At 38.0% G+C, this 21,012-nt stretch carries 20 protein-coding genes and 1 riboswitch; of the genes, 2 read left to right on the top strand and 18 right to left on the bottom strand.

Annotated elements, in window-relative coordinates:
- Positions 1 to 214 precede the first annotated feature (214 nt).
- The 4 genes from dnaB to V7097_RS17315 all read right to left on the bottom strand — a co-directional run bounded on the left by dnaB (position 215) and on the right by V7097_RS17315 (position 5,119).
- Positions 215 to 1,579 (bottom strand): replicative DNA helicase, encoded by a 1,365-nt coding sequence (dnaB, locus tag V7097_RS17330; protein ID WP_335704889.1) that lies wholly within the window; start codon positions 1,577 to 1,579, stop codon positions 215 to 217.
- A gap of 167 nt (positions 1,580 to 1,746) precedes the next feature.
- Positions 1,747 to 2,193: a 50S ribosomal protein L9 gene (gene rplI, locus V7097_RS17325; RefSeq protein WP_335704888.1), complete on the bottom strand. Its 447-nt coding sequence runs from the start codon at positions 2,191 to 2,193 to the stop codon at positions 1,747 to 1,749.
- A complete protein-coding gene (locus tag V7097_RS17320) occupies positions 2,190 to 4,163 on the bottom strand; it encodes a DHH family phosphoesterase (RefSeq protein WP_335704887.1) in 1,974 nt (657 codons plus the stop codon). The genes rplI and V7097_RS17320 overlap by 4 nt, the downstream gene beginning before the upstream one ends.
- Positions 4,164 to 4,189: 26 nt before the next feature.
- Entirely contained in the window at positions 4,190 to 5,119 is a 930-nt protein-coding gene (locus V7097_RS17315) for a YybS family protein (protein ID WP_335704886.1), read from the bottom strand.
- A gap of 234 nt (positions 5,120 to 5,353) precedes the next feature.
- Positions 5,354 to 5,455: riboswitch (TPP riboswitch) on the top strand.
- A gap of 74 nt (positions 5,456 to 5,529) precedes the next feature.
- On the opposite strand from V7097_RS17315, the gene thiT reads away from it, so the two are divergent.
- Entirely contained in the window at positions 5,530 to 6,093 is a 564-nt protein-coding gene (gene thiT, locus V7097_RS17310) for an energy-coupled thiamine transporter ThiT (RefSeq protein ID WP_335704885.1), read from the top strand.
- Between the two features lie 87 nt (positions 6,094 to 6,180).
- On the opposite strand, the gene rpsR is transcribed toward thiT, so the two are convergent.
- The 7 genes from rpsR to V7097_RS17275 all read right to left on the bottom strand — a co-directional run bounded on the left by rpsR (position 6,181) and on the right by V7097_RS17275 (position 12,169).
- The gene (gene rpsR, locus V7097_RS17305; protein ID WP_335704884.1) at positions 6,181 to 6,420 is read right to left on the bottom strand and encodes a 30S ribosomal protein S18; all 240 of its coding nucleotides are present in this window, start codon (positions 6,418 to 6,420) and stop codon (positions 6,181 to 6,183) included.
- A gap of 49 nt (positions 6,421 to 6,469) precedes the next feature.
- Positions 6,470 to 7,036: a single-stranded DNA-binding protein gene (ssb, locus tag V7097_RS17300; RefSeq protein WP_335420400.1), complete on the bottom strand. Its 567-nt coding sequence runs from the start codon at positions 7,034 to 7,036 to the stop codon at positions 6,470 to 6,472.
- A gap of 55 nt (positions 7,037 to 7,091) precedes the next feature.
- The gene (gene rpsF, locus V7097_RS17295; protein WP_335420397.1) at positions 7,092 to 7,379 is read right to left on the bottom strand and encodes a 30S ribosomal protein S6; all 288 of its coding nucleotides are present in this window, start codon (positions 7,377 to 7,379) and stop codon (positions 7,092 to 7,094) included.
- A 175-nt stretch (positions 7,380 to 7,554) separates the two neighbouring features.
- Positions 7,555 to 8,655 carry a redox-regulated ATPase YchF gene (gene ychF / locus V7097_RS17290; RefSeq protein WP_335704892.1) on the bottom strand — a complete coding sequence of 367 codons (1,101 nt, stop codon included), beginning with the start codon at positions 8,653 to 8,655 and terminating at the stop codon, positions 7,555 to 7,557.
- 120 nt (positions 8,656 to 8,775) lie between these two features.
- A complete protein-coding gene (locus V7097_RS17285) occupies positions 8,776 to 10,791 on the bottom strand; it encodes a molybdopterin-dependent oxidoreductase (RefSeq protein WP_335704891.1) in 2,016 nt (671 codons plus the stop codon).
- 114 nt (positions 10,792 to 10,905) lie between these two features.
- On the bottom strand, positions 10,906 to 11,103 hold the full coding sequence (locus V7097_RS17280) for a DUF951 domain-containing protein (RefSeq protein ID WP_335704883.1): 198 nt from the start codon (positions 11,101 to 11,103) through the stop codon (positions 10,906 to 10,908).
- A gap of 46 nt (positions 11,104 to 11,149) precedes the next feature.
- Positions 11,150 to 12,169, bottom strand: a complete 1,020-nt coding sequence (locus V7097_RS17275) for a YkvI family membrane protein (protein WP_335704882.1) — start codon at positions 12,167 to 12,169, stop codon at positions 11,150 to 11,152.
- 134 nt (positions 12,170 to 12,303) lie between these two features.
- On the opposite strand from V7097_RS17275, the gene yyaC reads away from it, so the two are divergent.
- Positions 12,304 to 12,921, top strand: coding sequence for a spore protease YyaC (gene yyaC / locus V7097_RS17270; RefSeq protein ID WP_335704881.1), 618 nt, complete (start codon positions 12,304 to 12,306; stop codon positions 12,919 to 12,921).
- A 27-nt stretch (positions 12,922 to 12,948) separates the two neighbouring features.
- On the opposite strand, the gene V7097_RS17265 is transcribed toward yyaC, so the two are convergent.
- The 7 genes from V7097_RS17265 to mnmE all read right to left on the bottom strand — a co-directional run bounded on the left by V7097_RS17265 (position 12,949) and on the right by mnmE (position 21,002).
- Positions 12,949 to 13,686, bottom strand: coding sequence for a DUF554 domain-containing protein (locus V7097_RS17265; RefSeq protein WP_335704880.1), 738 nt, complete (start codon positions 13,684 to 13,686; stop codon positions 12,949 to 12,951).
- Between the two features lie 97 nt (positions 13,687 to 13,783).
- A complete protein-coding gene (locus V7097_RS17260) occupies positions 13,784 to 14,644 on the bottom strand; it encodes a ParB/RepB/Spo0J family partition protein (protein WP_335704879.1) in 861 nt (286 codons plus the stop codon).
- Positions 14,637 to 15,398, bottom strand: a complete 762-nt coding sequence (locus V7097_RS17255; protein ID WP_335704878.1) for a ParA family protein — start codon at positions 15,396 to 15,398, stop codon at positions 14,637 to 14,639. Before V7097_RS17255 ends, V7097_RS17260 begins: the two co-directional genes overlap by 8 nt.
- A gap of 376 nt (positions 15,399 to 15,774) precedes the next feature.
- Entirely contained in the window at positions 15,775 to 16,677 is a 903-nt protein-coding gene (noc, locus tag V7097_RS17250; RefSeq protein ID WP_335704877.1) for a nucleoid occlusion protein, read from the bottom strand.
- Between the two features lie 280 nt (positions 16,678 to 16,957).
- Entirely contained in the window at positions 16,958 to 17,674 is a 717-nt protein-coding gene (gene rsmG / locus V7097_RS17245; RefSeq protein ID WP_335704876.1) for a 16S rRNA (guanine(527)-N(7))-methyltransferase RsmG, read from the bottom strand.
- Positions 17,675 to 17,714: 40 nt separating this feature from the next.
- A complete protein-coding gene (gene mnmG, locus V7097_RS17240; protein WP_335704875.1) occupies positions 17,715 to 19,598 on the bottom strand; it encodes a tRNA uridine-5-carboxymethylaminomethyl(34) synthesis enzyme MnmG in 1,884 nt (627 codons plus the stop codon).
- Positions 19,599 to 19,625: 27 nt separating this feature from the next.
- On the bottom strand, positions 19,626 to 21,002 hold the full coding sequence (mnmE, locus tag V7097_RS17235; RefSeq protein ID WP_335704874.1) for a tRNA uridine-5-carboxymethylaminomethyl(34) synthesis GTPase MnmE: 1,377 nt from the start codon (positions 21,000 to 21,002) through the stop codon (positions 19,626 to 19,628).
- Between the last annotated feature and the right edge of the window lie 10 nt (positions 21,003 to 21,012).

Here is a 21,012-nt window from a genome sequence, read left to right as displayed (position 1 = left end):
TTTTTCAGTGCCCTCGCAAAATATCGAGGTCATCTGTTAGCAGCATAGTCTCTTTTATTAAACTGTCCATATTATGGGTTATAGTTCAATATGATACGTCCTTTTTGTTTAGCTCAAGAAGCGATCGGCTCTCTGGTCTAAGCCAATCGCTTCGAAAGGTTGGGGTTGTCTTATACTTGTCGCCGATAATCGGGCGCCTTGCACTTTTTTTGAACTATGCTCCAGGCGGCATACCGGCATCATCAAACCTTCGTTCGAGATTAACGAATTTATTGTATTCCTTTACGAATGCCAATGAAACAGTTCCTACCGGGCCGTTACGTTGCTTAGCAATGATAATCTCAATGATATTCTTATTCTCTGATTCTTTATCATAATAATCATCACGATATAAGAAAGCTACAATATCCGCATCTTGCTCAATACTTCCTGATTCACGAATATCTGACATCATCGGACGCTTGTCCTGTCTTTGTTCAACACCACGGGATAGCTGTGATAAGGCAATAACCGGGACCTTTAATTCACGAGCTAAAGCTTTTAAGGAACGAGAGATTTCAGAAACCTCTTGTTGGCGGTTTTCGCCACTTCTACCGCTACCTTGGATCAGCTGAAGATAATCAATCAGAATCATCCCTAATCCACTTTCCTGCTTAAGTCTACGGCATTTTGAACGAATCTCATTTACACGAACACCTGGGGTATCATCAATATAAATTCCTGAATTTGATAAACTTCCCATTGCCATCGTTAGCTTACTCCAATCCTCAGGTGTTAAGGAGCCTGTACGTAGATTTTGTGCATTGATGTTTCCTTCAGCACAAAGCATCCTCATCACAAGTTGTTCAGCACCCATCTCTAGACTAAAGATAGCGACATTCTCATCGGTCTTTGTTGCTACGTTTTGCGCAATGTTAAGAGCAAAGGCTGTCTTACCAACAGATGGACGGGCTGCTACGATAATTAAATCATTTCGTTGGAATCCAGCTGTCATTTTGTCAAGCTCAGTAAACCCTGTTGGGATTCCCGTAATATCACCTACACGATTAGTAAGGGTTTCAATATTATCATAGGTTTGGACGAGAACATCTTTAATATTTTGGAAAGCACCCGCATTTTTACGGTTTGCCACTTCCATAATGTTTTTTTCGGCCTCAGTTAAAAGAGAATCAACCTCGTCTTCGCGTGAATAACCGTCCGTTGCAATCGTCGTTGCCGTACGAATGAGTCGACGTAAAATTGATTTTTCCTCAATGATCTTCGCATAGTATTCAATATTACCGGCTGTTGGTACAGAGCCTGCCAAATCACTTAAGTAAGAAACTCCACCAATTTCGTCCAAAATTTTTGCATCCGCTAACTCAGAAGTAACCGTTACAAGGTCGACCGGTTCACCTTTATCCGAGAGACTTAGTATCGCTTCAAAAATCTTCTGGTGGGCTGTCCGATAAAAGTCTTCTGGAATCAATAATTCTGAGGCAAGAGTAAGTGAGCTCGGCTCTAGAAAAATCGCACCTAAAACTGCCTGCTCTGCCTCTATATTTTGCGGAGGAATACGATCAGCAAAAATGTCACTCAACTATTCTCCACTCCCTTTATTAGTAAGTTCATAATTTTTTTAGTCTATCTATCTATTATACTTATTTCGGAATAAAAAAGCTTGTTATACGAAAAAATGTGATCTTGTATGTAAACAAAACCACATTTTTCATTCTATCTGTTTTCCCTATTCTTTTTCAATGGAAATTACTGTTCTTTGACATGTACCTTCACAGTTGCTGATACTTCTTGGTGTAATTTGACAGGTACATTTGTATAGCCTAATGCCCTAATTCCATCTGGAAGATCGAATTTACGCTTATCAATTTTGAATCCATGCTTTTTCGCAAGCTCGTCGGCAATTTGCTTACTAGTTACAGAACCGAATAAACGACCGCCTTCACCTGCCTTTGCATGCAATTCAACTGTTAGAGTCTCAAGCTTTTCTTTCAATTGCTTTGACTGGGCTAATTCTTCTGCCGCTTCTTTTGATTCTTTATTTTTCTTTGCTTCTAGTGTTTTCATGTTTGCTGGTGTCGCTTCAATGGCTAGGTTTTGCTTCAATAGGAAATTGTGTGCATACCCATCAGATACGTTCTTCACTTCTCCTTTTTTTCCTTTACCTTTTACATCTTTCAAGAAAATAACCTTCATTCCTTGGTACCTCCTTCTAAATACTCATCTATAACCAAAAGTAGCTGTTCTTCTGCTTCTTCTATCGTTGTATCAACTAATTGCGTAGCTGCATTTGTTAAATGACCTCCGCCACCTAAACCTTCCATAATCAATTGTACATTGATCTCTCCTAATGAACGAGCACTGATCCCAACTCGTGAGTCATGCCTGATCGAAATCACGAATGAAGCGACTACATCATTCATCGTAAGCAATGTATCTGCTGCTTGAGCAATCATCACTTGGTCGAAAGTCTCACTCTCTTCCCCTTTTGCAATCGCAATTCCACTTTTATAAATAAATGCTGACTCAATAAGTCTTGAGCGCTTTTTAAAATGATCCATATTTTCTTTAAGGAATTTCTGTACAAGGACAGTGTCCGCACCATGAGCGCGTAGATAGGATGCCGCATCAAATGTTCTTGATCCGGTTCGAAGCGTAAAACTCTTTGTATCGACAATAATTCCCGCAAGTAAAGCAGTCGCCTCAAGCATATTAATTTTCTTTCGCTTTGGCTGATATTCAAGAAGCTCTGTAACCAACTCCGCTGTTGATGATGCATATGGCTCCATATAAACGAGTAATGGTGATTGAATAAATTCCTCGCCGCGACGGTGATGGTCGATAACCACTACTTTATCAATTTTTGTTATGAGTTTTTCCTCAATGACGAGCGATGGCTTATGGGTGTCAACAACAACGAGCAGCGTATCGTTTGTAGCTATTTCAAGAGCTTGTTCAGGTGTAATAAAATACGACCAAAGCTCCGTATTTTCCTTCACTTCCTCAAGTAGACGTCCAACACCTGAATCAATTTCATTTGAATTTAATACAATGTAGCCTTCTTTATGGTTCATTTGTGCCACTTTTAAAATCCCGATGGAAGCCCCTACTGCATCCATATCAGGGTATTTATGGCCCATTATAATGACTTTATCACTGTCTGTGACAATTTCCTTTAATGCATGAGAAATCACGCGAGCGCGGACTCTAGTACGTTTTTCCATTGGATTCGTTTTGCCACCATAAAACTTAACCTTCCCATTTGGAAGTTTAATGGCAACTTGGTCTCCACCACGTCCCAATGCTAAGTCCAAACTTGATTGTGCTGCAGCTCCTAGTTCCGGAAGTGTTGGAACCCCAATTCCAATCCCGATACTTAAGGTCAGTGCTACACTATCCTTTGCGGTAGTTTCCCTCACATCATCCAAAATCGTAAATTTTGTTTTTTCAAGGCTTGATAAGATTTCTTCATTCAACACTGCAATAAATCGCTCAGATGAAGTCCTCTTTAAAAACACACCATGTTCAGTTGCCCATTCGTTTAAGATTGACGTAACCTGGCTATTTAACGAGCTTTTCCGTTGATCATCCATCCCCTGGGTTACTTCATCATAATTATCTAAAAAGATAATCCCTAATACGGTTCGCTCAGCCTCATACAATTGCACAATTTCCATTTGTTCAGTAACATCAAAGAAATAAAGTAGGCGTTCTTCTCTCCTTATAATGACCTTAAATTTCTGCTCATTTAATGTGATTGTTTCACTTTCAATCTCTTGCTGAATTAGTGGAACAATTAGTTCCTCAACATCATATAGAGATCTTCCTACCAGTGTATCAGCATCAAGAAAGTTCGATAAATAGGCATTAGCCCACTCAACCTGAAACTCCTCGTTATAAAGCAATATCCCAATTGGCATTTCCATTAACGCTTCTTCGCCAACTTTTTTTAAGCGATACGAAAGGGTCGAGATATAATGCTCCATTTCCTTTTTTAAAAGTGAGTTTGCTTTTAATAAAAAATACACAATGAGTCCAAGGAGCAGAAAACATGCTAACCCAATCATCCAATGAGAAAAAATGAGAATTGCACTAAAAATACTTGTAATCACAAGCAATGCATAAATAGGATAGCGAAATAACTTCCTTTTGTAAAAGTCTGGCATGTATTTTCAGCTCCTAAAGCTTTGTTTTACTTCTTTCCACTAATTCGATTTCGCAGTTGAAATCCTAAGTCAATTATACCTAAGATTCGAATAATATAAAGAAGAAATGGCGATAAGACTGTCAATACAATTGGCACAGCCTTTGTGATTCCTTTTTGATGACAGAAATAATAAATGAAGGACAAGCCTTGAATCACCATAAACAACTGCAAAACAAAAAAGAGATTTAAAAAGGCGGTATACCCAAACGTGCCCTTTTCCATTTCAACAAAGCTTAAAAGTAAGATCAGTAAGTAATACCATAAAATACTTTTAGGAAAATTAATATCACGAAACGGTGGGAATGGATTCATTTTCACTTTAAGTCGTATAAGCACCGGTTTCATTGCTACAACCGTTACAAAAGCTAAAAACATCGCAATTAAAACAAACATGCTTGGGATCATGTATTGTATCATCTCAATTGATTCTTCCAGTTGTGCAATGACCTCTGTATTTACTTCTCCTCCTGTTGCCCTCATTATACTCTCAGCCATGGCAAAAGATTCCCGTGAGCTTTCTCGAATCAAATCAATGACATCAATTTGTAGGATCGAAATCGCTGTTACATACAGTAGCACGATCGAGAACAAATACGACAAACAGGAGCCTAAAAATAGCTCGATTCCACTTCTTCCCCGGTTAATTAGTTCGCCTAATAAGATCCCCGAAATTCCAAACACAATCGTATGTATAATCCCAAAGACAGAACCTAGTAGCCCTGATAATAAAAAGGCAATTAGAATAAATAGCAATGACTGCTTTACTCTATATTTCACGGTAAACAGGATAAATGGAATGGGCAAAAGGAATGAAAACACGATTCCAAGTAGTGGGATATATAAAGTAAGAAGTAATAGTACACTATATACTGCTAAAAGCATGGCGCCTTCTGTTAAAGTTTTTGCGTTTTTCAAATTTTCACCTCAACTTATATTACAACCCTCTAAATACAAGAGCTAGTTTTTACAATCACCTTCTATTTTAAAGATTTACTAGAAAGTCTTCAACTTTTTGACTTCCACAAGATATGGTGACTTCGACGTTTGACACAGGACTTGTCAGTCTTTATTCAAAGTTCCTCCTGTGACTGAAACTTTTTGTTTTACTTTTCCCTATTTTCTATTATGATAGTAATCATATGATAAAAACGTAACCACAAGGGGAGCAATTTTGCTGAGAGTGAACGTTCGAGTTCAGACCCTTCGAACCTGTTAGTTAGTGCTAGCGTAGGGATGTGAGAGTTACCTGAGAACTAATACTTTTATTAAAGTTGTTCTCCTTTGGGGTACGTTATTTTACAACATACTTCAAGGGGGATTTTTTTATGAGAAACACAAGACTACAGGCAATGATCGAAGCTGCAATTTTTGCAGCGTTAGCCCTAATTTTGGATCTACTTCCATCAATTGATATTACACCAGCCATATCCATTTCAATTGCTATGGTCCCTGTTTTTATCATTGCATTAAGATGGGGTATAAAAATAGGAATGTTATCCGGGTTGTTATGGGGACTACTTCAGTTAGTATTTGACCCATGGATTGTACACCCAGTTCAAGCCATTATGGAATACATCCTTGCCTTTTCATTCATTGGATTAGGAGGTATATTCAAGTCAATTGTGCAAGAAAGTCTAAAAAACAATCAAAAGCCAAAAGCAATTTTTGCTATTACTTTTGCAATATTTATTGGTAGTCTCGCACGCTATTTTTGGCATTTCCTAGCAGGCTTTCTCTTTATTGAATACTTTGCACCAGAAATTCAAAACCCAGTATGGTACTCCTTCACCTTTAACGGAATAACAATGCTAGCAACATTTGCATTATGTACAATCGTATTATCAATCCTAATCATTGCTTCACCTCGTTTTTTCGTACTAAAAAAATAGGAACCACAGGGACGGTTCTCTTGGTTCCTAACGAAAAATTAATGCAAAAAAGCGATGACCGCATTTGACGATCATCGCTTTTCTATATTATTCACCAGATACATATGGTAATAATGCCATTGTACGAGCACGTTTAATAGCAACAGTTAATTTACGTTGGTATTTTGCACTTGTACCAGTTACACGACGAGGTAATATTTTACCACGCTCAGAAACGAATTTTTTAAGTAAATCTACTTCTTTGTAATCGATGTGTGTAATTCCATTAGCTGTGAAGTAACACACTTTACGACGCTTTGCACGTCCACCTTTACGTCCGCCTGCCATCGATTTTCCCTCCTTTTTTATGTTTTGATTTATACGATTGACTTACAAATTAGAACGGAAGATCGTCATCTGAAATATCGATAGGCTGTCCATCATTTGCAAATGGATCTTGGTCTACTCTTGTAGGTCCTTGGTTTTGATTTGGGTTCTGACTCTGTCCAAATGGAGAGTATCCACCTTGGCCACCGCCTTGATTGCCACCCTGGTTGCCACCATAGCCACCTTGATTGCCACCATAGCCTCCGCCTTGGTTTCCACCAAAGTTACCTCCACCGCTGCGCTGTTGGTCATTCGCATTTCTAGGTTCAAGGAACTGAACACTTTCCGCTACAACCTCAGTAACATATACGCGTTTGCCATCCTGACCTTCATAATTTCTTGTTTGAAGACGACCATCGACGCCTGCTAAGCTTCCTTTCTTTAGGAAGTTTGCCACATTTTCGGCTGGTCGGCGCCATATGACGCAATTAATGAAGTCAGCTTCACGTTCGCCTGACTGATTCGTAAATGTTCGATTCACTGCAAGTGTAAAGGTTGCAACTGCAACTCCACTTGGGGTATATCGTAATTCAGGATCCTTTGTAAGTCTCCCAACGAGAACTACGCGATTCATCATCAGAACCATCTCCTTAACAGGATATTGAAACAGAGTCTATACTCTATAAAAATTCTTATTCTTCTTCTTTAACAATGATATGACGGATAATGTCTTCACTGATCTTCGCTAAACGATCGAATTCGCTAACAGCTTCAGCGTTTGACATTACGTTAAGAATCATGTAATAACCATCGCGGAAATCATTGATTTCATAAGCTAAACGGCGCTTACCCCATTCTTTTACGTTTGTAATCTCCGCACCATTGTCAGTTAAAACGCCATTAAAACGCTCAACTAAAGCCTTTTTCGCTTCATCATCAATGTTTGGACGGATGATATACATAACTTCGTATTTTCTCATCACGTTACACCTCCTTTTGGACTAACGGCCCTTTATCTAAAAAGGGCAAGGAGCAATTATTTCAATTACTCACAGAAAAATATTATACCACATGAATAAATTGTAGGCAAGAAATCTTTAAAATAGAGAAAACCACAAAACGAATACTTCGTTCTGTGGCTATTCTCAACATTCCTTATACATTAAATCGGAAATGGATAACATCTCCATCTTGAACAATATATTCTTTCCCTTCAAGACGTACCTTACCTGCTTCACGAGCAGCATTCATCGAGCCACCTGCAAGCAAATCTTCGTACGATACCGTCTCCGCGCGAATAAATCCTCGTTCGAAATCAGTATGAATGATCCCTGCACACTGTGGTGCTTTCATTCCTTTTCTAAACGTCCACGCTCTTACCTCTTGTACACCAGCTGTAAAATACGTAGCAAGGCCTAATAAATGATATGCAGTACGAATCAATTGATCAAGTCCAGATTCCTCAATACCAAGCTCTTCAAGGAACATTGCCTTTTCTTCCCCTTCAAGCTCCGCGATCTCTGACTCAATCTTCGCACAAACAACAATGACTTCAGCATTGTCCTTTTGTGCAAACTCACGAACCAATTGAACGTACTCATTTGAAGAAGGATCCACTACATCATCTTCACCAACATTAGCAACGTATAAAACTGGTTTACTTGTTAGTAAATGCATGCCTTTTACATACTTCATTTGTTCATCCGTAAATTCAATTGCACGAGCCGGCTGTTCAGTTTCGAATGCTTCTTTTAAAATCACTAGCACCTCATGCTCTGCAACAGCATCCTTGTCCTTTTGCTTTGCAAGCTTCCCAACACGGTCAATACGCTTATCTACTGATTCTAAATCAGCTAAAATAAGCTCTAAATTAATTGTCTCAATATCTGCAATTGGGTCGACCTTACCTGCTACGTGCGTAATATTGTCATCTGCAAAACAACGTACAACATGACAAATCGCATCCACTTGGCGGATATGTGATAGGAACTTATTACCAAGCCCTTCACCTTTACTAGCACCTTTTACAATCCCTGCAATATCCGTAAATTCAAAAGTAGTTGGGACAGTCTTTTTTGGTTGTACTAATTCTGTTAATTTATTTAAACGCGCATCCGGCACTTCAACAATCCCCACGTTTGGGTCGATTGTACAGAACGGATAGTTCGCTGATTCTGCGCCTGCTTGTGTAATTGCATTAAAAAGAGTTGATTTCCCAACGTTTGGAAGACCAACGATACCTGCTGTTAACGCCATTGATTTTTCCACTCCTCTTATCCGTAACATACTTACTAGCCTTCAACAATTATAGATATTCCTTGTAAAAAACACAAGCCGTTTCGGCTAGAAACGGCTATCGGATGAATACCCAATATCTTATTCGTTCACCTTCTCGATTCCAACAAGGCAATCATATAACGTACTACCAAGTCCATTATCGGATACCTGATGAGAAGTAAGTTGATTCACACTGCCACCAAAGATATGCCATTGTCCTTCATCGATACACACAATATTCGTGGCTGAATCCTTTAAAATCTGGACCTTCCCTGAAATTTCACCACGATCATTAAACACCCTGACCATATCATTTGGCTCAAGACCCTTTTGTTCTGCAATATCCTTTGAGATTTCAACCTTTACCGATTGCAATCCTTCAATCAAATGATAATTTTGTGAATGATTAGAGCGTAAAGGATGAATTGTTAATAATGAATATGGATATCTTTTTGCTAAATCTTGGTCTGAATGAATTGATTCCCTCGGATATGAAATTTTCAAACGCCCATCATACCCTTTTATCTCTCCCAGAGATGAGGTGAACTCAAATTTTCCAGACTGGGTTGTAAAGTGAAAATCATGCCATGGAACAAGCTGTACTGGAAGCGGAACATGGCTCTTCTCTTTAATTAATTCCAAAGTAATTCCTTTATCCTGTAATGAACTTAATCCCATTTTTATATATTCTTCTCTTGAATAGTCGAAATCTTCTCCAAAGCCAAGCCTTTTTGCTAATTCCGTCCATATCCATACATCTGATTTTGCTTCACCACGAGCTTCGACTAGCTTTTGACCATAATTGACAAAGTGATGGTACATGGACGAATAGTAAATATCCTCTTCCTCAAAAACAGTTGCTGATGGAAGTACATAATCCGCTAACCTTGCAGTATCAGTCATATACTGTTCTAGTACAACTACTGTGTCTACTGACTCAAAGGCTTCCTGCACAAGGGCTGTATTTGGTACCTGTGTTAATGGATTCCCACATGATACCATGATCATCTTGATTGGAGGCTCTGAAGCCGTTAAGATTTTTTCCGCTTGCTCAGTCATTACAAATGCTCTTGATTCTTTCTTCCTCTCCGGAAGTGTCAATGCCGCACTATCAAAGCTTTGGCCAACCTGTGTATTTCCAAAATTGGCACCACCACCAGGAACCCCAACATTCCCACTAACAGCAACAAGAGCATCAATTAAACGGATTGTATTTCCTCCATTTGCGTAACGCTGCATTCCTAAGCCCATATAGGTTGTTGTTGGACCGTTACTATAAACGTGAGCTAATTTTGTAATTGTTTCACGTGGAACATTTGTCACTTTCTCGATGTGTTCAATTGAAACGGAATCAATTATATTTACTAAGTCTTCAAAACCAACTGTATAATTTTCAATAAAGTTTTTATCCTGTAGTCCTAAGCGAAGCAATTCCTTCATAATTCCAATCGCCAAAAACCCGTCCATTCCTGGGGTAATGGAGATATATGAATGTGCAATTTTAGCCGTACCATTATAAATGGGATCAATGACAATTATATTGACACCCTTCTTTTTCACTTCCTGTAAATAAGCGAATAAGTGGATATTCGTACGTGTTACATTTCTTCCCCAAATAATTACATTTTTACTATTATATATATCCTCAGGGGCATGGCTAGCTGCATTTCCAAAATCCCAATTTTGGGCTTCAATGCCTGAACCCCAACATATGCTACCAATTAATTCAGTCGCACCACCAAAACAATTAAAAAAGCGATCCGGAATCTTTGTTAAAAGTCCTCCATTTGCATAATCATGGCTATGCAATACTGCTGTGGATCCATATTTCTGTTTCACATCTAAAAGTCTCGCTGAAACTTCCGTTAAAGCTTGTTCCCACGTAATTCTTTGAAACTCTCCATCTATTTTTTTCAAAGGATAAAGAATCCGCTCATCAGAGTTTGTTCTTGCTTCCAACATACGACCTCTACCACAAATTTTCCCCTTCGTAATCGGATGTTCTTTATCACCATCAATTTTTATAACTTTCCCGTCTTCCACTTCTACGACAAAACCACAGCTATCCCAACAATTTAACGGACATGCAGATTTAAATGTGGTCACTTCACTCATCTCCCCACATAGTTCCAAATATCATATCCCCTATTATAAATGACCGCTTTAAAAATTCTATAAAAATGATTCACCACAACCAGCCAATTTTAGCCATCAAAAAAGCATGAGGCTTTATTCCTCATGCTTTACTAAAATCTTTTTTAGTTTTCGACCAAATTCTTTTCGTGGAATGAGCACACTATGTGCACAGCCCTCACATTTAATGCGAATATCCATCCCTAATCGAATGATTTTCCATTTATTTGCTCCACACGGATGAGGTTTCTTCATTTCTACAATATCATGTAATCCGTAGTCTTTTTCAACCATGACATTCACCCTTTATCCTTGTTATATGTTGTATTGTAACAGGAATTCATTTTAAATTGTAGCGATTTACAATTGGATAAAGCAAAATTACCGCTAACAAATATAAATTCGCAATACCATATAAAGGATATAAAATCGAAACGAGGGTTGAAAAACCAAAAGTCGTAAAAGGCACCATCAAAAGTATTAAAATAAAAGCAATTATCCACAGTGGCATTTTCATTTTTTCTTTAAATCGTGTGGATAATCCTAATAATCCCGATGCAGCCGTTGTGAATATCGCACCAAATAAAAGAATGGACATGATAAACACGGCTATGTAAGGGAAACCTTTCAGGATCACAAACAACGGAATTTCATATAGCATGATTTCCTGTGCTACTTCAATGAGAGCCTCATTATAAATAAAGGTAATAACACCTAAAAACAATCCACTTCCAATACTTGCAACCCAGGCCTCCCCTTTTGATTTCATTTCCTTCCCAATCGCACCTAATACAGCAACAAGTGGTAAAATATTTAGTGCTGTAAACGTAAAGGCTGACGGCCAATTGCTCTGTTCATGGAGAACAAAGGATAATTCCTTACCACTCGATGATAAGAAAATATACAGAACCGTCACTAAAAAAATAATTAAGGCTGGAATAACCACCATATTTATTGAGATTAAACCATTTATATTCCATAAAAAGACCAAAACAAGTAGAAATCCAAATAGGATGATCCCCCACCAAAACGGAATACTAAACAATTCTAAAGTAGCACCACCACCTGCTAACATTACGACTGTGGTAGAAAACAAGTATAATATCGTAATCACATCATACACATGGGAAACCTTTTCCCCCACTAATTCTTTTAAAACTGGAACAAAATGTTCTGCTTTTTTTTCATAGCTAATTTTCATAATGATATAGCAGCAAATGATAAAAATGAATGTAAAGAAAATAATGGCCAAGCCACTCTGCTCACCATAAAACTGCCAAATCTCTCTTCCAGACGCATAACCTGCACCAATCGCAGTACCTAAAATCAAAAACATCCACCGAATCCCTGCCTGAAACATGCAATCCCCCCATCACTTATGGTCCTTCAATCTAAATCGAACATATTGCAAATCTAAGATTCTTTTTTATTCAGATGTATAGAATTTAAGATTCTTCCGTATACTGTTACTACAGTTAAAAAGGGGTGAAACCTATGAATCTACGATACAAATTATTTGACCATCTAAAAAATGAACCTTTTCGCATTCCACATGATCAAGAACTAGCTGACCACCAAATTGCCCAAAAAATTACTTCAATGCTCCCATCTACGACCAATCAACAAATTGTTATATTTTGCATCGGTACAGATCGTTCCACTGGCGATTGTCTTGGACCTTTAATCGGTACAAAAATCACCGAAAAAGGACTGTCCCACTTTCATGTATATGGCACATTGGACGAACCTATTCATGCAGTTAATCTTCAAGAAAAAATTGAGGAAATAAATCAGAGATATTCAAACCCTTTTATTATTGGAATAGATGCCTGTTTAGGTAGATTAAAGAGCGTGGGGTCTATTACTATTGGAGAAGGGCCAATCAAGCCTGGTGCGGGTGTAAATAAGGAATTAACCCCTATTGGAGATATGCATATAACTGGAATTGTAAATGTGAGTGGATTTATGGAGTTTTTCGTCCTCCAAAATACGAGATTAAGTTTAGTAATGAAAATAGCAAATACCATTTCTAGTGGCATTTGCAAGGCAGAATTTGGATATCTTCGAAAGATAGAACTCGATCCAATTGAGAATGATCGTTTTACCTTATAAAAAAACCTCTTCAATGTTAGAAGAGGTTTAAAAAATAGATTGTGCGAAGTTGGTGATTGAATTCCAATAATAAATTACTGCTACGATAATAGCGACTACTAAAATACCAGGTAAAAGATTGGCAACACGTATTTTGGTTATGCCTAATAGATTTGTTCCAATTGCGACAATCATTAATCCTCCTGCCCCCGTCATTTCGACAATAAACGAGTCCATTAGCCCCGCAGGAACCCATTTATCAATTTGTGTCGCAAATAAAGCGATAGAGCCTTGATAAAGGATGACTGGCACTGCTGAAAACAGTACACCAACACCTAGCGTCGTCGACAATATTAAACTTGTAAATCCATCTAGAATGGACTTTGTATAGAGAACACTGTGATCATTCCGTAAACCACTATCAAGTGCCCCAATGATTGCCATTGCACCAATTACAAATATCAAGGTAGCTGTAACAAAGCCTTTTGCAATCGTGCCCTCACCTGAAGAAGAGCCAACCTTCTTTTCTATCCAGTTTCCTAACTTGTTTAATTTATCTTCAAGGCCCCACCATTCGCCGAGAATACCTCCAAATACTAAACTAAAAATAACAATTAAAAACTGTTCACTTTTTAGTCCCATTTGAATTCCTAATAAACAAACAGCAAGTCCAATTCCATGCATAACAGTTGTTTTTACCTTTTCAGGAATTCTGTGCAGTACCTTACCTAATAAGGTTCCGGCTGCTATACACAACCCATTTACGATCGTCCCTAATAGAACCAATTTTCATTTCCCCTAGTTATATTAAAATTTGCAAGTAATAAAAAACACTGCACGGTCTTATTTTAGAAAATAAAAACATGCAGGTTTCCTATTGTCATTATGAGATTTTTGGTGTTTCTAACAGTTCAAGAATTCTTTCAAGGTCTTCATTTGAAAAGAATTCAATTTCAATTTTTCCTTTTTTCTTCGTTTGATTAATCGTGACAGATGTACCAAAACGTTCGCGAAGGAAGGATTCTTGTTCTTTAATAAAGATATCCTTTTCCTTTTTTGGTGGCTTAGATGTTTCACGTGGAACATTTTGATTCACTTGATTAACCAATGCTTCTAATTGACGAACATTAAGCTCTTCTGCAATGACCTTTTCAACAATCGCATTCAATTTTTCCTTCTTTTTTAGTCCTAATAATGTACGTCCATGTCCCATGGACAATTTCCCTTCTGAGATCAAATTCTGTACATGTTTAGGAAGTGACAAAAGACGAAGATGGTTTGCAATATGTGGTCTGCTTTTTCCTAATCTTTTAGCAAGCTGCTCTTGGGTGACTTTTAAATGGTCTAGTAAGGATTGGTAAGCAAACGCCTCTTCTATTGGTGATAGATTCTCACGCTGAAGGTTTTCGAGTAATGCAATTTCCATCATTTGTTGCTCGTCTAGCTCTCGAACAACAGCAGGAACTGTGTTTAGCTTTGCTTCCTTTGCGGCACGGTAACGTCTCTCACCCGCTACAATTTCAAAGCCTTTAATGCTTTTTCGAACAATTAAAGGTTGTAAAATTCCATGTGTAAGAATGGACTCCTTTAGTTCAGCAATTGCCTCTGGCTCAAATGTCTTTCTTGGTTGATACGGATTCGGACGTAATTGATTCAGTTTAATCTCTTGAACAACCTCTTCTTTCCCTACTTCTTCCATCGTTGGGAATAAAGCATTAAAACCTTTACCTAACCCTTTAGCCATTCACAATCACTTCCTTTGCAAGATCTAAGTATACTTCAGCACCTCTTGATTTTGGATCATAGATGATGATCGGTTCCCCGTGACTCGGAGCTTCACTTAATCGTACATTTCTTGGAATAATTGTTTGATACACTTTATCTTGGAAATACTTTTTCACTTCTTCTATGACTTGAATACCTAAGTTTGTTCTTGCATCAAGCATCGTTAAAAGTACTCCATCAATCATTAAATCTGTATTAAGGTGTTTCTGAACTAAACGAATAGTATTTAATAGCTGACTAAGCCCCTCAAGTGCGTAATATTCACACTGAACGGGAATAACCACTGTATCGGAAGCTGTCAACGCATTTAACGTTAACAGACCTAATGATGGTGGACAGTCAATAATAATATAGTCATATTGGTCTCTAACTTCATCTAAGGCTCTTTTCAGACGAACCTCGCGAGAAATTGTTGGCACTAACTCAATTTCAGCACCCGCTAATTGGATCGTTGCTGGAATCATATATAAATTTTCAACTGTCGTTGGAACCGTAACATCCTTCGCTTCTACATCATCAACTAGCACATCATAAATGCATTGATCTACATTTGCTTTTTCTATACCGCAACCACTTGTTGCATTCCCTTGAGGATCGATGTCGACAAGTAAAACCCGCTTTCCGACATAGGCTAAACACGCACTAAGGTTAACAGAAGTAGTTGTTTTTCCTACTCCACCCTTTTGGTTAGAAATTGAGATGATTTTCCCCACGATGTCACCTACTTTCAATTATAAACTACTTATTCTACATTTTTTTACAAAGTGAGGACTTTATAAAACTATCACTTTTACTATTCTATCATGAAAAAATGATAGGGTTTAACTTTTTTTATAAAAAAATACGCCTTGGCGTATTTGCGCCCGGAATTTTTCGAGTTCACTCGAAAAATTCACTTTGAAAATTCGTGGCATCTGCCGGAGGCTTTAACTTTATTCAGTTCCCAACTGAATAAAGTTAAATGTTTCACGTGAAACATTTCCTATAACAAATTGATTATATTTGCTGATGTAACTTTCAAAAAATAGTTTTATAGAACTAATTCAAAAAAAATTCCCTTACCACGTAAGGGTAAGGAAATGGATTGGTTTATTTATTTTTAGGGATTCGAATTGTAAATTGGAAATATTCGTCGAATTCTTCTTCTTCCGTATTTAAATTGACGCCACTTTCCTCGACCATCGTTAATGATTGACGAATTGTATTCATAGCGATTCTCATATCGCGACTAACTGCTTTGAATTTAGGCCTTGGTCGTTTTTTCTCCTTTTCTAATTCAAGGGTTTTATCGACGCGGTCCTCTGTTTGCTTAACATTTAGCTCTTTTTCAATAATGTCATGCATAAGCTTAATTTGTTTTTCTGGATCCTTAAGAGGGATCAACGCTCTCGCGTGACGCTCGGTGAGCTTCTTTTGCATAAGCATTTGTTTGACTTCTTCAGGCAACTTCAATAAACGCAGCTTGTTGGCGATTGTCGATTGACCTTTCCCTAATCGCTGAGCTAACGCTTCTTGAGTAAGATTATGTAATTCTAGCAATCTAGCATAAGCATACGCTTCTTCAATCGCTGATAACTCTTCTCGTTGTAGATTCTCGATTAACGCAACGGATGCAGTTTCTGCATCATTAAATTCCTTAATGATTCCTGGAATTGTCTCCCATCCAAGAGTCTGTACGGCTCTCCAACGTCGTTCTCCAGCAATGATTTCAAACTGATTATCAGCAAATTGTCGAACAACTATCGGTTGAATAATTCCATGTGTACGTATGGTTAATGCAAGTTCATTAATTTTATCCTCTGCAAAAACAGTTCTCGGTTGATATCGGTTTGGAACAATCTCATTTATCGGAATTTGTCGTACTTCCTCCAGGTGTGTCTCTTCATCATCTATTGAATCCTTTAATTGTGTTTCTACCACCTGTTCTTGATTCACTTGTTGTTTATCATCTTTTTCACCGATGCTAAATAATCGTGAAAATGGATGCTTCATAATTCCACCACCCCTTAGAACTCCCACTATTACAAATTCTATACTTTCTCTCTCATTCCTTCTATTATAACATGGATTTTACAAAAATCTTACTATCTTTCTACTAATTCACAAGGTGAAAAGGATATAAAATGTAATAAAATCGTTCACCACAAGAATCAAATACGCCAAGGCGTATTTGCGCCCGAGTTTTCTCGAAAAGTTACATTTGAAAAATCGTGGCATCCGCCGGAGGCTGCAATTTTATTAAGACGGGGTTAAAATCCCGTCTTAATAAAAGTTACATAATGGGTGAACGATTTGGTGTCCCCGGTTTTCGAGGGTATTTTTTGGGTGTTGATTTCTTCTTCTCGATGATTACAATATTTCGATCACTATTTTCAATTGGCAATAAAAAGTGATGTACCTCTTTTATGTTGCCACCTAGTGTTGTGATGGCCTTTTTTCCATCCTCTAGCTCTTCTGATACAGAAGCAGCTTTCATCGCAATAAATGTTCCATTTACCTTTACAAGCGGTAAACATAATTCACTTAATACAGACATTCTAGCAACAGCTCTTGCCATCACAATATCAAAGGATTCACGAATTTCTCCTTTTTGCCCAAAGGTTTCGGCTCGATCATGATAAAATGTCACATTTTCAAGTTGAAGCTCCTTAGAAAGCTCGTTGAGGAAAGTAATTCGCTTTTGGAGTGAGTCTACAATTGAGATTTTTAAATTTGGAAAACAGATTTTTAGAGGGATACTTGGGAAGCCCGCACCCGCTCCTACGTCACAAATCGAATATTCCTTTGTAAAATCAAAATAAAATGCAGCTGAAACCGAATCGTAAAAATGCTTTAAATAGACCTCAGGCTTGTCTGTTATCGCCGTAAGGTTCATTTTTTCATTCCATTCAACTAATAATTTAAAATAGGTTTCAAACTGATTTAGTTGGGTTGGAGAAAGAGAAATCCCCTTCTCCTCCAACATAGATGTAAATAAAGAAGTGTCCATATTGTGTTTCCTTCCAATATTAATCAAATGCACCTCGACGTTAGTTAACGCGGGCAATTTTCCCTTGCTCAAGGTATACGAGTAGAATGGAAATATCAGCTGGATTTACACCTGAAATCCTTGAGGCTTGAGCAAGCGATAAAGGATGTACCTCTTTCAAATTCGCTCTTGCTTCATTCGCTAAACCAGAAATGGCATCATAATCAATGTTTTCTGGGATTTTTTTGTCTTCCATCCGCTTTAATTTATCAACTTGCTGTAAGGATTTTTGAATATATCCTTCATATTTGATTTGAATCTCAATTTGCTCTGCTATATCAGGATGAATCTCTTGATCACTAGGAGCTAATTTGCGAATATGCTCATACGTCATCTCTGGTCGTTTTAATAAGTCAGAAGCTAGAATACCATCCTTCAATTCACTTCCACCAACAGAGCGGATAAGTTCTTGTACTACGTCAGTTGGTTTAATTCGAATGCTTTGAAGACGTTCCATTTCTTGTTCAATATCTGCTTTTTTATCTAAAAACTTTTGGTATCGATCTTCTGGAATTAATCCCACCTCATGACCGATCTCGGTTAAACGTAAATCTGCATTATCATGACGAAGAAGTAAACGATATTCCGCACGAGAAGTTAATAAACGATAAGGCTCAGCTGTACCTTTTGTAACTAAATCATCAATGAGTACGCCGATATAAGCATCTGAACGGCTTAAAATGACTTCCTCTTTATCAAGGGCACGGCGTCCAGCATTAATACCTGCCATAATCCCTTGGGCTGCAGCCTCCTCATAACCAGACGTTCCATTAATTTGCCCTGCTGAATAGAGGTTGTTAATTTTTTTCGTTTCAAGTGTTGGCCAAAGCTGAGTTGGAATAATGGCATCGTATTCGATTGCATATCCCGGTCTCATCATTTTTGCATTCTCAAGGCCCGGAACGGATGCAATCAATCGATGTTGAACCTCTTCAGGTAAGCTTGTAGAAAGTCCTTGAACATAGACTTCCTGCGTGTTTCTTCCTTCTGGTTCAAGGAAAATTTGATGTCTCGGCTTATCATGGAATCGAACTACCTTATCCTCGATTGATGGGCAGTAACGTGGTCCACTACCTTTTATCATCCCAGAATACATAGGAGAACGATGTAAATTTGCATCAATGATTTCATGTGTTTCTTGACTTGTGTATGTTAACCAGCATGGAAGCTGATCGGTTATATATTTTGTCGTTTCATACGAAAAAGCTCTAGGTGTTTCATCACCAGGTTGAATTTCTGTTTTACTATAGTCAATCGTATGACTGTTAACACGCGGGGGTGTACCTGTCTTAAAACGGACTAAATTAAGGCCTAACTCCTCAAGATGCTCAGACAACTTAATAGACGGTTGTTGGTTGTTGGGACCACTTGAATACTTTAATTCACCCAGAATGATTTCACCGCGTAAAAATGTTCCTGTTGTAATAACAACTGTTTTGGCATGATATGTGGCACCTGTATTCGTTATAACACCCTTACACACATCATCCTCAACAATTAAACGTTCAACCATTCCTTGAACAAGTGTTAAATTTGGTTCATTTTCTAACGTTCTCTTCATTTCGTGTTGATAGGAAAACTTGTCTGCTTGTGCACGTAAAGCACGAACGGCAGGACCTTTCCCGGTGTTCAGCATTCTCATTTGAATATGTGTTTTATCTATATTTTTAGCCATTTCACCGCCCAAGGCATCAATTTCACGAACAACCGTACCTTTTGCAGGTCCTCCTATGGATGGATTACATGGCATAAATGCAACCATATCTAAATTTATAGTAATCATCAGTGTTTTGGCACCTAGACGTGCTGAAGCTAATCCCGCTTCACTGCCTGCATGTCCTGCACCAATGACGATGACATCGTAATTACCGGCATCATAGCTCAATGTTACTTCCTCCTCTTGCAAAAACTTCTACTTCCCTAAACAAAATTGTGAGAATAGCTGATTGATTAAACTTTCATGAACAGCATCTCCGACAATTTCTCCTAATAGCTCCCATGTTCTTGTTAAATCGATTTGAACCATATCAATTGGTAGATCGGACTCTACACCCGAAATAGCTTCTTCAATTGATTTTTTCGCTTGTGTTAACAAAGCAATATGACGAGAGTTAGAAACATATGTTAAATCATTCGCTTCGACGTTTCCAGTAAAAAATAAGGAGGATATAGCTTCTTCTAAAGCATCTACTCCTTTTTCCTCTAGTAAAGAGGTTGTAACAATGGGATTAGCCTTAGCAAGCTCCTTAACCCTTTCCATATTTATCTTTTGCGGAAGGTCTGTTTTATTAATAATAACGATTGTTTCCATACCTGAAACAGCTTCAAATAAACGCTCGTCCTCTTCCGTGAATTCATCTCCATAGTTTAACACAAGTAAAATAAGATCAGCTTTTTTCAAAACCTCACGCGAGCGCTCAACACCAATCCGTTCCACGATATCCTCAGTTTCACGAATTCCCGCTGTATCGACAAGACGTAATGGGACACCACGAACATTGACATATTCTTCGATTACATCGCGGGTTGTCCCTGGAATATCTGTTACAATTGCCTTATTTTCATGAACTAGACTATTTAATAAAGATGATTTTCCAACATTCGGCCTACCTATAATAACAGTAGATAAGCCTTCGCGTAAAATTTTCCCTTGGTTTGAGGTTTCTAATAATTTTATGATTTCATTGCGTACTGTGTTTGCTTTTTCAAGTAGCACACGATGGGTCATTTCCTCGACGTCATCATATTCTGGATAATCAATATTGACTTCAATATGTGCTAATGTTTCAAGTAATTCCTGACGTAAACGATTAATAAGGGTAGATAATCGACCTTCCATTTGTCCAATTGCTACATTCATCGCACGATCGGTCTTGGCACGGATTAAATCCATTACTGCTTCTGCCTGTGAAAGATCTATCCGACCATTTAAAAAGGCGCGTTTTGTAAATTCACCAGGTTCAGCTAGTCTTGCCCCATTTGTTAGGACGAGCTGAAGGACACGATTAACAGATACAAGTCCGCCATGGCAATTGATTTCAATTACATCCTCTCTCGTAAAGGTCTTAGGTCCTCTCATCAAAGTTAGCATTACTTCCTCTACGACTTGGTTCGTATCTGGATCTACAATATGTCCATAATGAATCGTATGTGACTCAACCTCTTTTAGATTTCTCCCTTTAAATACTCGATTTGCAATATCAATTGCTTCATCCCCACTTAATCGAACAATTGCAATTGCTCCTTCTCCCATTGGAGTTGAAATGGCTGCTATTGTATCAAACTCCATATTCTCACCT

Origin of the sequence: Bacillus sp. JJ1562 (genome assembly GCF_036962705.1) — a bacterium.
Lineage (GTDB): Bacteria > Bacillota > Bacilli > Bacillales > Bacillaceae_L > Ferdinandcohnia.
The sequence above is the reverse complement of the archived record's forward strand: the minus strand, read 5'-3'. Positions and strand labels throughout refer to the sequence as shown.

Bases quoted from the DNA above. Each gene is read 5' to 3' on its own strand.
- rplI (WP_335704888.1), bottom strand. From the start codon at position 2,193: ATGAAGGTTATTTTCTTGAAAGATGTAAAAGGTAAAGGAAAAAAAGGA.
- V7097_RS17320 (WP_335704887.1), bottom strand. From the start codon at position 4,163: ATGCCAGACTTTTACAAAAGGAAGTTATTTCGCTATCCTATTTATGCA.
- thiT (WP_335704885.1), top strand. From the start codon at position 5,530: ATGAGAAACACAAGACTACAGGCAATGATCGAAGCTGCAATTTTTGCA.
- rpsR (WP_335704884.1), bottom strand. From the start codon at position 6,420: ATGGCAGGCGGACGTAAAGGTGGACGTGCAAAGCGTCGTAAAGTGTGT.
- ssb (WP_335420400.1), bottom strand. From the start codon at position 7,036: ATGATGAATCGCGTAGTTCTCGTTGGGAGACTTACAAAGGATCCTGAA.
- rpsF (WP_335420397.1), bottom strand. From the start codon at position 7,379: ATGAGAAAATACGAAGTTATGTATATCATCCGTCCAAACATTGATGAT.
- ychF (WP_335704892.1), bottom strand. From the start codon at position 8,655: ATGGCGTTAACAGCAGGTATCGTTGGTCTTCCAAACGTTGGGAAATCA.
- V7097_RS17285 (WP_335704891.1), bottom strand. From the start codon at position 10,791: ATGAGTGAAGTGACCACATTTAAATCTGCATGTCCGTTAAATTGTTGG.
- V7097_RS17280 (WP_335704883.1), bottom strand. From the start codon at position 11,103: ATGGTTGAAAAAGACTACGGATTACATGATATTGTAGAAATGAAGAAA.
- V7097_RS17275 (WP_335704882.1), bottom strand. From the start codon at position 12,169: ATGTTTCAGGCAGGGATTCGGTGGATGTTTTTGATTTTAGGTACTGCG.
- yyaC (WP_335704881.1), top strand. From the start codon at position 12,304: ATGAATCTACGATACAAATTATTTGACCATCTAAAAAATGAACCTTTT.
- V7097_RS17260 (WP_335704879.1), bottom strand. From the start codon at position 14,644: ATGGCTAAAGGGTTAGGTAAAGGTTTTAATGCTTTATTCCCAACGATG.
- noc (WP_335704877.1), bottom strand. From the start codon at position 16,677: ATGAAGCATCCATTTTCACGATTATTTAGCATCGGTGAAAAAGATGAT.
- rsmG (WP_335704876.1), bottom strand. From the start codon at position 17,674: ATGGACACTTCTTTATTTACATCTATGTTGGAGGAGAAGGGGATTTCT.
- mnmE (WP_335704874.1), bottom strand. From the start codon at position 21,002: ATGGAGTTTGATACAATAGCAGCCATTTCAACTCCAATGGGAGAAGGA.